Raw genomic sequence first — 11,089 nt, forward strand, 5'->3', positions numbered from 1 at the left:
GGCAGGCTTTTTGTAGTTCGAATTCACCCGACAGGAGCCTGACATGAGCGTCACCAATCTGCGGCCCAATATCGACCACTGGTCCGAGCGCGTGAACCTTGCCGCGACTTTCCGGTGGACGGAACGGTTGAACATGCATGAGGGCGTGGCCAACCATTTCAGCTTGGCGGTCAATCCGGAAGGAACGCAATTCCTGATGAACGCCAACCAGATGCATTTTGCGCGGGTCAAGGCGTCAAACCTGTTGCTTTTGGACGCGAATGATCCTGATGTGATGGCCCAACCCGGCGCTCCGGACCCGACAGCATGGGGTTTGCATGGGTCTATTCACCGGCGCTGCCCTCATGCGCGCTGTGTGATGCATGTACATTCCATTTTTGCGACAGTTCTCGCCTCGCTTGCTGACAGCACCCTGCCGCCGATCGACCAGAACACGGCAACCTTTTACGACCGATATGTGGTAGATGAGGAATTTGGCGGACTGGCCTTTGAAAGCGAAGGTGAGCGTTGCGCGGCCATGCTTTCAGACCCGAAAAAGAAGGTCATGATCATGGGTAATCACGGGGTGTTGGTCATCGGCAGCGACCCGGCAGATGCCTTTAATAGGCTCTATTATTTCGAACGGGCGGCCGAAACATATATTCGCGCGCTTCAGACCGGTCAGCCCTTGCGCGTGTTATCGGACGAGGTTGCCGAAAAGACCGCGCAAGAACTGGACGACTATCCCGATCAGGCCGAAGCACATCTGCGAGAGATCAAATCTCTGCTGGATGCCGAAGGCTCAGACTACGCCACATAAGCAGGAGGCCGCGATGACAAACGCGTCTCAGGACCCCGAAGCCGCCCGCTGGCACTACCATCCTGACGGGCCGGTGGGATTGAACCCATTGTTCAACTGGCCACCACGCCCCGCAGCCGTTTTGAAGTGGTACAGCGGCGCTTGGTTGCAGATCACGTCGCTGACGCTTTGCATGGTTCTGGCGGTGACGGCTTACGTGTTTTTCTTTCCTGCGTTGGAAACGATGCAGAGCTTCGCGCCCGGCTGGATGTTCCGCATCTGGTTGCTGAACATGGTGCCGCAGATCCTGGTCGCCGGCGGGCTTCATTGGTGGCTGTACATGCGCAAAGGGCAGGGCATGTACAAGAAATTCGATCGCCGGGACCTGACTCGCGACAACGGCAACTTCACATTCCGCAATCAGGTCTGGGATAACATCTGGTGGACGCTGGGCAGCGCGATGACGGTCGCCACCGTTTATCAATGGGTGATCTACTGGGCGATGGCGAACGGATATGTGCCGACCGTGACATGGGCCAGCGCGCCGGTCTGGTGCGTGGTGTGGATGCTGTTCATCCCGATGTGGTCAGGGCTGCATTTCTACTGGGTTCACCGGCTGGAACATCATCCGAAGCTTTATAAACACGTCCACGCGGTTCACCACCGCAACGTGAACATCGGGCCATGGTCGGGCATTTCGAACCACTGGTACGAGAACCTTTTGTACTTCACGACCTATTTCATTCACCTGATCGTGCCGTCGCACCCGCTGCACCTGCTGTTTCATACCTATTTCCAGCAGATCAGCCCGGTGCTGTCGCATTCGGGGTTCGAAAAACTCAGGGCAGGCGAGACGGATGCTGCCCGTGCCGGGGATTTCTTTCACCAACTCCACCACCGGTATTTTGAATGCAACTATGGAACGTCCGAGATCCCATTCGATAAGTGGTTTGGCACGTATCACGATGGATCGGCTGACGCGACGACCCGAACGCGTGCCTTCAAGAAACAGATGTATACCTAACCGGCCCGCAACGTGCGTGGCGTAACGCCGAATTCGGCCCGGAATGCACGGGTCAGCGCGCTGGGATCGTCATAGCCTGACCGCAAGGCGACCTCTGTAATCGTCAGGTCGGTTTCGGTGACAAGCTTGCGCGCAAGGTTCAGGCGCAGGCGGCGGTAAACTTGCGCTGGGCCCGCGCCCAGTTCCGCGTGCATCCGAACGGACAGAGCTTTGTGTGATCGTCCAACGCGGCGGGCGATTTCGGTGATAGCCAGCGGCGTTTCCAGATTCTCCTGCATCAATGCCAGCGCCTTGTTCACGTATCCGCTGGTCGCACCCGCGCCACCGGAATGCGAGCGCGCGGAATCGCGGGTCATGAAAAGCTGCGCCACCTCCAGTGCCAGGGCTTGCCCGTGATCCTGCCCGACCAGGTGCAGGACCAGATCAAAGGCGGCCATAGCACCTGAGCAGGTGATGCGCTTGCGGTCGATGATGTAACGCTCGCGCCTTGTGTCGATGTCGGGGAACCGCTCGGTAAAGCTGTTCAGTTCTTCCCAGTGGATCGTGGCGCGGTGAGCGTCCAGCAACCCCGCAAGCGCCAGCAGCCAGCTTCCGGTGTCCAATCCGGCCAGTTTCGCATAGCGACCAGCAGAAGCGCGCAACCCGGCCAAGGTGCGCCATCCGCCATGCGCCCGGAACCCGTAAGAGGGCATGACGAACAGAATATCCCCGCGGGCATCTTGAAGCGTTTGGTGCGGTGCGACCTGCAAACCTGAAGAAGACGTCACGGGCGTGCGGTCCAGTGACAGAAAGTTCCAATCATACAGTTTTTGACCTGCTATCGTGTTTGCCGCACGCAGGGGCTCGACCGTGTTGGCGAGGCAGTGATTTGAAAACCCGTCGAACAGAAGCACCCCGAATTGCTGCGGCGCAGAGGGGGATTTGATCCATTTCTGCATGCTTCATGACTATTTCTGCACGACAGAAAGATCAACCCGCGTCAGGATATGTTCAGATTCAGACGTGGAGACTCCAAATGCAATACGGCCTGTCCGACGAACAAGAGATGATCGTATCGACCGTTCGCAGTTTCGTCGAAAATGAGATTTACCCGCATGAAGACATGGTTGAGCGCACGGGCGAGGTTCCGCAGGAGATCGCTAACGAGATCAAGCGCAAGACGATCGAGCTGGGGTTTTATGCCTGCAATTTTCCCGAAAGCGTCGGCTGCGCTGGCCTGAACCATTTGGAATTCGCACTGGTCGAGCGTGAACTGGGTCGCGGGTCGATGGCCTTGAACCATTTCTTCGGACGCCCGCAGAACATTCTGATGGCGTGCGAAGGCGATCAGGTCGAGCGGTATCTGATGCCCGCCGTGCGTGGTGAAAAGATGGATGCGCTGGCGATGACCGAACCGGGCGCGGGCTCGGACGTGCGGGGGATGAAGTGCGCTGCTGTGAGGGACGGTGGTGATTGGGTGGTCAATGGCACCAAACATTTCATCTCGGGCGCAGAACACGCGGATTTCATCATCGTCTTCATCGCAACCGGCGAGGATCAAACACCCAAAGGCCCCAAGAAGCGCATCACCGCCTTTTTGGTGGATCGCGGCACTCCGGGTTTCACGATTCGTGACGGATATAAGTCGGTCAGCCACCGCGGCTATAAGAACATGGTGCTGGATTTCGACGATTGCCGCCTGCCGGATGCGCAGGTTTTGGGCGAGGTCGATGGCGGGTTTGAGGTGATGAACACATGGCTCTATGCAACGCGGATCACCGTCGCCGCCATGTCGGTTGGGCGTGCGCGCCGGGCATTCGACTATGCGTTGGATTATGCTGCAACGCGTGAACAGTTCGGCCAGAAGATCGGTAAGTTTCAGGGCGTGTCTTTCCAGATCGCCGACATGATCACCGAGATTGACGCCGCCGACCTGCTGACCCTTGCTGCCGCGGATCGGTTGGATCAGGGATTGCCGGCCAACCGTGAGATCGCCTCGGCCAAGTTAAACGCCTCGGAAATGCTGGCGCGGGTGACGGATGCGGCGATTCAGGTGCATGGCGGCATGGGTCTTATGGATGACTACCCGCTGGAACGGTTTTGGCGCGACGCCCGTGTTGAACGCATCTGGGACGGCACCAGCGAGATCCAACGCCACATCATCAGCCGCGATCTGCTGCGGGCGCTTGGCGCATGACCGCAGCGCTGACCCGTGCGCTGAACCCTGAATCCATTGCTGTGATCGGGGGTGGGGCGTGGTGTGCCTCGGTCATTCAGCAGGCGCGAAAGTTCGGGTTCAAGGGCGATATCTGGTCCGTTCATCCCAAGGCGGCTGAGGTTGCTGGGGAAAAGGCGTTCGGTTCACTGGAGGTGCTGCCCTCATCGCCTGATCTGGCATTCGTGGGGATCAACAGGCACGCCACAATTCAAACGGTTAAGGTTCTGTCCGCGATGGGCGCGGGGGGCGCGGTCTGTTTCGCCTCGGGCTTTACTGAGGCGCAGGCCGAAGATGACGCAGGAACGGACCTTCAGGAGCAGTTGATCGCAGCGGCTGGGGATATGCCGATCCTTGGCCCCAACTGCTATGGGTTTGTGAACGGCTTGGATCGTGTGGCCGTATGGCCCGACCAACATGGAATGCGGCCTGTGGATCGTGGTGTTGCGATCCTGACGCAAAGTTCGAACATCGCCATCAACATGACGATGCAGCGCCGTGCCCTGCCGTTGGCTTTCATGCTGACCTGCGGAAATCAGGCCCAGACGCATCAGGCCGATATTGCCCTGGCTCTGTTGGACGATGATCGCATTACTGCCATTGGCGTGCATATCGAAGGTTTCGGCGATCTGCGCAAATGGGAGGCTTTGGCCAGAAAAGCGCGGGTTCGGGGTGTACCGATTGTTGCGCTCAAGATGGGTCGCTCTGCCCATGCGCAGGCGGCGACGATCTCGCATACGGCGTCCTTGGCTGGTGGCGATGCCGGTGCGCAAGCTTTTTTGGACCGGTTGGGAATTGCACGGCTGGATGACATTCCGAGCTTTTTGGAGTGCCTCAAGCTGCTGCATGTAGCCGGACGACTGGATAGCAACGGCTTGGGCACCATTAGCTGTTCCGGAGGAGAGGCCAGCCTTGCCGCAGATATGGCCACAAGCCGGGATGTGCATTTTCCGCCGCTGTCTTCGACGCAACGGGCCGAATTGCGGGATGCCTTGGGGCCGATGGTGGCATTGGCCAATCCGCTGGATTATCATACCTATATCTGGCGCGACGCGGCGGCCATGACGCGGGCATGGGCCGCCATGATGAGTCCAGAGCAGGGTTTGACCATGGCAATCGTCGACTATCCACACACGGACTCGACAGATTGGGATTGTGCAACGCAGGCTGCTTTGAATTGCGTGGCGCGTTCGGGTCGTCCATTTGCCGTGACAGCAACTTTGCCGGAATTGATGCCTGAGGACGTTGCCCAACGGCTGCTGGACGGAGGGGTGGTGCCGTTTGCAGGGTTGCACGAGGCACTGGCGGCCGTTGAAGCCGCCTCGCGATCATTCGACGCCCAAGCGGATTCTGTTCTGATGCCATCCTCTGCTGAAACGAACATTGTTCTGACCGAGGCAGAGGCGAAATTGGCCCTTGAGGAATACGGTGTACGAGTGCCGAAAAGCGTCGTGGCGCAGCCTGAAGTGGCACGGCGGTCTGTAGAAAAACTGGTCGGTCCATTTGCGGTCAAAGGTATCGGTCTGGCGCATAAATCCGACCAAGGGGCCGTTCGGTTGAATGTGAACCTTGAGGATGTGGTCCGCGCCGCGTCCGAGATTGGAACGGCGGAAATTCTGATCGAAGAAATGGCGCCAAGCGGGGTTGCCGAACTGCTGATCGGCGTGACGCGCGATCCGGCCCATGGCTATGTACTGACGTTGGGCGCAGGTGGGGTTTTAACGGAAATTCTGAGGGACTCGGTGTCTTTGTTGATCCCGTCGTCCCGTCAGGCGGTTCACAAGGCGCTGAACCGACTGGCCTGTGCGCCCTTGCTGGCGGGCTACCGCGGCAAATCCGCAGCGGACATGCAGGCAATTCTGGATACGATAGATGCCGTGCAAGCCTATGTCATTGCTAATGCAGCCCATGTCAGCGAAGTTGAAATCAATCCGCTCATTTGCGGCCCCGATGGGGCGGTTGCGGTGGATGCCCTGATCCGAAAGGCAAGCTCATGAATCCGGTCAAAACCAAGCGCGAGGGCGCGATCCTGCAGGTCACTCTGGACCGGCCAAAGGCAAATGCGATTGATCTCGCCACCAGCCGCGTGATGGGGGATGTGTTTCGCGACTTTCGCGACGACCCGGATTTGCGGGTCGCCATTATTACAGGGGGTGGAGACAAGTTCTTTTGCCCCGGTTGGGACTTGAAAGCAGCAGCGGACGGCGATGCGGTAGACGGTGATTACGGCGTCGGCGGCTTTGGCGGCCTTCAAGAGCTGCGCGATATGAACAAACCGGTCATCGCGGCCGTCAATGGCATTGCGTGTGGGGGTGGGCTGGAATTGGCCCTGAGCGCGGACATGATCATCGCCGCCGATCACGCAAGCTTCGCGCTGCCGGAAATCCGTTCGGGTACGGTGGCGGATGCCGCCAGCGTCAAGCTGCCCAAGCGCATCCCTTACCATGTCGCGATGGAACTTCTGCTGACCGGGCGCTGGTTCAACCCGGAAGAAGCAAAGAAATGGGGCCTGATCAATGAGATCGTGCCGTCCGATCAGTTGATGGATCGCGCTTGGGAGATGGCGCGCCTTTTGGCCAGCGGTCCCCCGCTTGTTTATGCGGCGATCAAAGAGATCGTGCGAGAGGCCGAGGATTCCAAGTTCCAGGATGTCATGAACCGGATTACAAGGCGGCAGTTGCCAACCGTGGATACGCTCTATGGGTCTGAGGATAATCTGGAAGGGGCGCGTGCTTTTGCTGAAAAGCGCGATCCGGTCTGGAAAGGACGTTAGACGCGCTCGAACAGGGCGATCAGGGCTGTGTCGTCCTTGTTTGGACCAACTGCCAGATCGCCATAAATGGGGACTTCGGACAGAGTCAGGTTCTGTATCTGACCCTGCGCCATCTTGTGCAAGGCTTCCGCGAAACCCAATTTCTCATAGTGCTGCGCATTGATGGACAGTGCGAACTGCGCCCCATGCCGGGCGACGCGTAGCAATGCAGGAAGAGCTTCTGGCCCAAGGTGGCCGTGGGTGAACGTGCCGGATGATACAACGCCGGAGTAGCTTTCGCGCGGCACGGGGATACCTTTGTTCAGATCAGCTTCGATCGCATCGCGGTAGATATCCTTGCGCATGGCGCGGTCCAGCATTTCGGCGCTGATATCTGTGGCGTCTATGGGACCCACGCCCAAACCGGCAAGAACGGCACCGCACAACCCGGTGCCTGCGCCGACATCCAGAACCGGACCCTGGCCTCCGGCGCTGACAAAAGCCCGAGCGGTGTGGACATGCAGTTGATAGTCCTCGCGCGCGGCGAACCCTTCGTCGTAATCGCCGGCCCATTCCGCATAGAGCCGCTTGTGATCCTCTGGAGACTCCAGCGCATAGGCGGCGTGCAGGTCGGGTGTTTTGGTACTCATGCCTAAAAGAAAGGCGCATTGAGGGATTCGAATCAAGTATCTCGGCACCCAAGCTTGCATCTGCCGAGATTGCAGATCATCAAGGGCGGCATGACAGGCACTCTTTTTTCGTTTGGTCACGGTTATTCGGCACAGGAAGTTTCCCGGCTGTTGAAGCCGAAGGGCTGGCGGGTTCTGGGCACCACGCGGGACCCTGCGCAGTCACCGGCTCTGAAGGCATCCGGGGCCGAACCTGTTGTCTGGCCTGGACAGACACCCGACCTGAACGGGGTCACGCATTTGCTGATCTCGACAGCACCAAATGCGCAGGGCGATCCTGTTCTGGCGGCCCTGCGGGATGAGATCGCAGCGTGCGCTTCGCAGTTCAAATGGGTTGGGTATCTATCCACCACAGCGGTTTATGGCGATCATCAGGGTGATTGGGTTGATGAAATGACCCCACCTGCACCAACGGCCGAACGCGGCAGGTGGAGGGTGCGGGCCGAGTCTCAATGGCAGGACATTCCGGGTCTACCGACCCATATCTTCCGTCTGGCTGGTATTTACGGACCGGGCCGCGGCCCGTTTTCCAAGCTCAAACGCGTTGGGATGCGTCGCATTATCAAACCCGGGCAAGTCTTTTCCCGTATCCACGTCGCAGATATTGCGCAGGTGCTTGTGGCTTCGATGGCGGCCCCAAATCCCGGCGCAATCTACAATGTTTGCGATGACGAACCCGTTCCGCCGCAGGATGTGATCGCCTATGCAGCCGAGCTGCAATGCTTGCCCCTTCCCCCAGCCGTGCCGTTTGATGAGGCTGATCTGACTCCGATGGCCCGCAGCTTTTACAACGAAAACAAGCGTGTCAGAAATGACAGGATCAAGGATGAGCTTGGCGTGACCCTGCGCTATCCGAATTACCGGGTAGGGCTGAAGTCTTTGATGCAGGATGAATGAATTATGATAATTTTTAGTTATCACAATCATCCATAAACAAAACTTAAATGCATTGCTGGTCTTTGTTAGAACGGTTCTCGACAAGACCAAAGAGTCGCTCTTGCCTATCCCGCCTGCGCGAATTTTCACCGTGCGTTTAGGGTAGATAAAAACGTCATCTATATGTGTTCTTGATCGACCGAGTTTTTAACCGCGCAAGATTGCCGGAATTTAGCCAGGATTGGAGATCGACATGGACGGAAGTGATAACCCCAAGGCAGGCGGATGCCCTGTAATGCATGGCGCCGGAACCCGCTCGAACCGGGATTGGTGGCCGAACCAGTTGAACCTCTCGATTCTGCACCAGAACGCGCCAGCCTCGAACCCGCTGGGTGCCGATTTCGATTATGCAGAGGCGTTCAAGAAGCTGGACATGAAAGCGTTGAAGGAAGACCTCTATGCGCTGATGACGGATTCGCAGGATTGGTGGCCTGCTGACTATGGTCACTATGGCGGGTTGTTCATTCGTATGGCATGGCACAGCGCCGGGACATACCGGACCGCAGATGGCCGTGGCGGGGCGTCGACCGGGAACCAGCGGTTTGCGCCGCTGAACAGCTGGCCGGATAACGGCAACCTTGATAAAGCGCGCCGCCTGCTGTGGCCGATCAAACAGAAATACGGCAACCAGATTTCCTGGGCCGACCTGATGATCCTGGCGGGCAATTGCGCCATCGAATCCATGGGCGGCAAGACCTTTGGCTTTGCCGGCGGCCGCGAAGATATCTGGGCCCCCGAGGAAGATATCTATTGGGGGACCGAGACTGAATGGCTGGCCCCCACCGACAACCCGCACAGCCGCTATTCAGGCGAACGTGATCTGAAAAACCCGCTGGCCGCCGTGCAGATGGGCTTGATCTATGTAAACCCCGAAGGCCCGGATGGAGAGCCGAATGTCTTGGCCTCGGGCCGCGACATCCGCGAGACATTTGGCCGGATGGCGATGAATGATGAAGAAACTGTTGCCTTGGTCGCCGGTGGTCATACCTTTGGCAAGGCGCATGGCGCGGGCGATCCTGATCTGGTGGGACCCGAACCCGAAGCCGCCCCGATCGAGGAAATGGGCTTTGGCTGGATCAACAAATTCGGTTCGGGAAAGGGTGACGACACCACTACCTCGGGCATCGAAGGCGCGTGGACCGCGAACCCGATCAAATGGGACAATGGATATTTCGACCTGCTGTTCGGCTATGACTGGAACCTGACCAAAAGCCCCTCGGGTGCATATATCTGGGAGCCGGTGAACGTCAAAGAAGAAGACATGGCCCCGGCTGCTCACGACCCGTCCAAGAAGGTCAAGACCATGATGACCACCGCTGATATGGCGATGCGCATGGATCCGATCTATGGCCCGATCTCGAAACGCTTCCACGAAAGCCCGGACGAGTTCGCTGATGCCTTCGCCCGTGCCTGGTTCAAGCTGACCCACCGCGATATGGGCCCGCGTTCGAACTATATCGGCGAAGAAGCCCCCACTGAGGAGCTGATCTGGCAGGATAACGTGCCTGCGGTCGATCACGATCTGGTGGATGATGCGGATGTGGCCGACCTGAAAGCCAAGATTGCTGCGACTGGGCTGTCGGTGTCCGAGCTGGTCTCGACCGCGTGGGCCTCGGCCTCGACCTTCCGTGGGTCGGACAAGCGTGGCGGCGCCAATGGTGCGCGTATCCGTCTTGCGCCGCAGAAAGACTGGGACGTCAACGAGCCCATGAAGCTGTCCAATACATTGGCCACGCTTGAGGGCGTTCAGGCCGCGTACAACGATGCACAGTCGGGCAGCAAGAAGGTCTCGCTGGCGGATGTGATCGTTCTGGCCGGTGCCGTGGGCATCGAACAGGCGGCCAAAGCTGGTGGTCAGGATGTTGAGGTTCCGTTTACTCCGGGTCGTACTGACGCGTCGCAGGACCAGACGGATGTCGACAGCTTTGCCGTGATGGAGCCCGCAGCGGATGGGTTCCGCAACTACCAAAAAACCGACTATACTGTTTCACCCGAGGAACTGTTGGTTGACCGAGCGCAACTGCTGAACTTGTCTGCGCCCGAGATGACCGCGCTTGTCGGTGGTCTGCGTGTGATGGGTGCCAATTTCGGTGACAGCAAGCACGGTGTGTTCACGGATCGGGTTGGTACGCTCAGCACCGACTTTTTCACCAACCTGCTGGACATGGGCATCGAATGGAAGCCCGCAGGCAAGGGTGTCTATGAGGGTCGCGATCGCAGTAGCGGTGAGGTCAAGTGGACCGGTACCCGTGTCGATCTGGTTTTTGGCTCGAACTCGCAACTGCGAGCGCTGGCCGAAGTCTATGGTCAGGCAGATGCAGGCGGGAAATTTGTCTGCGACTTTGTCTCGGCCTGGAACAAGGTGATGAACGCAGACCGCTTCGATCTGAAATAATCCTGTAGCCTTTGAAGTGTCATGCGCCGTCCGAGTCTCTTCGGGCGGCGTTTTCATTGGTCCGACTCCCTGCGGCATACCAAGCTTTGGGTACGATTCCGTTGAGGTGCAATTCAAACCCTCTTAATCAATGCGCAATAAATGGGGTTTGCGGGGATAAGTTTGACGGTAACCTGTTGTTTTTATTAAGATGAGCAGGTTTCCGCAGAGAAATATGAAGTTTTTTCAAAATGGGGGTTGCAGGTCCCAGACCTAATCCGTAAATACCCCTTCACCGGCGCTGCTGAGGCGGTGCTGACGGATCGGAGAGACGGTCGGACG

The 11,089-nt window shown here is 58.2% G+C and carries 9 protein-coding genes; 7 read left to right on the top strand and 2 right to left on the bottom strand.

Features of this window, described 5'->3' with window-relative positions; all coding sequences use genetic code 11:
• Positions 1 to 43 precede the first annotated feature (43 nt).
• Positions 44 to 799, top strand: a complete 756-nt coding sequence (locus GOV88_RS11505) for a class II aldolase and adducin N-terminal domain-containing protein (RefSeq protein WP_171240519.1) — start codon at positions 44 to 46, stop codon at positions 797 to 799.
• A gap of 13 nt (positions 800 to 812) precedes the next feature.
• Positions 813 to 1,802, top strand: coding sequence for a sterol desaturase family protein (locus GOV88_RS11510; RefSeq protein WP_171240520.1), 990 nt, complete (start codon positions 813 to 815; stop codon positions 1,800 to 1,802).
• Here the strand turns inward: GOV88_RS11510 and GOV88_RS11515 are convergent.
• Positions 1,799 to 2,740 carry a GlxA family transcriptional regulator gene (locus GOV88_RS11515; RefSeq protein WP_171240521.1) on the bottom strand — a complete coding sequence of 314 codons (942 nt, stop codon included), beginning with the start codon at positions 2,738 to 2,740 and terminating at the stop codon, positions 1,799 to 1,801. The two genes, GOV88_RS11510 and GOV88_RS11515, sit on opposite strands and share 4 nt — an antisense overlap.
• Positions 2,741 to 2,817: 77 nt before the next feature.
• Between GOV88_RS11515 and GOV88_RS11520 the strand changes: the two genes are divergently transcribed.
• The 3 genes from GOV88_RS11520 to GOV88_RS11530 are packed head-to-tail and all read left to right on the top strand — an operon-like array spanning position 2,818 to position 6,769.
• The gene (locus GOV88_RS11520) at positions 2,818 to 3,978 is read left to right on the top strand and encodes an acyl-CoA dehydrogenase family protein (RefSeq protein ID WP_171240522.1); all 1,161 of its coding nucleotides are present in this window, start codon (positions 2,818 to 2,820) and stop codon (positions 3,976 to 3,978) included.
• On the top strand, positions 3,975 to 5,993 hold the full coding sequence (locus GOV88_RS11525) for an acetate--CoA ligase family protein (protein ID WP_171240523.1): 2,019 nt from the start codon (positions 3,975 to 3,977) through the stop codon (positions 5,991 to 5,993). Before GOV88_RS11520 ends, GOV88_RS11525 begins: the two co-directional genes overlap by 4 nt.
• Positions 5,990 to 6,769, top strand: coding sequence for a carnitinyl-CoA dehydratase (locus tag GOV88_RS11530; protein ID WP_171240524.1), 780 nt, complete (start codon positions 5,990 to 5,992; stop codon positions 6,767 to 6,769). The genes GOV88_RS11525 and GOV88_RS11530 overlap by 4 nt, the downstream gene beginning before the upstream one ends.
• Here GOV88_RS11530 and GOV88_RS11535 read toward each other — a convergent pair.
• Positions 6,766 to 7,398, bottom strand: a complete 633-nt coding sequence (locus tag GOV88_RS11535; protein ID WP_171123617.1) for a class I SAM-dependent methyltransferase — start codon at positions 7,396 to 7,398, stop codon at positions 6,766 to 6,768. The genes GOV88_RS11530 and GOV88_RS11535 overlap by 4 nt on opposite strands.
• A 90-nt stretch (positions 7,399 to 7,488) precedes the next feature.
• Here GOV88_RS11535 and GOV88_RS11540 point away from each other — a divergent pair, with 90 nt between their 5' ends.
• Positions 7,489 to 8,334, top strand: coding sequence for an SDR family oxidoreductase (locus tag GOV88_RS11540; protein WP_171240525.1), 846 nt, complete (start codon positions 7,489 to 7,491; stop codon positions 8,332 to 8,334).
• A 232-nt stretch (positions 8,335 to 8,566) separates the two neighbouring features.
• Positions 8,567 to 10,768, top strand: a complete 2,202-nt coding sequence (gene katG, locus GOV88_RS11545; RefSeq protein ID WP_171240526.1) for a catalase/peroxidase HPI — start codon at positions 8,567 to 8,569, stop codon at positions 10,766 to 10,768.
• Positions 10,769 to 11,089 lie beyond the last annotated feature (321 nt).

This window comes from Ruegeria sp. HKCCA5491 (assembly GCF_013034565.1).
Classification (GTDB): domain Bacteria; phylum Pseudomonadota; class Alphaproteobacteria; order Rhodobacterales; family Rhodobacteraceae; genus Ruegeria.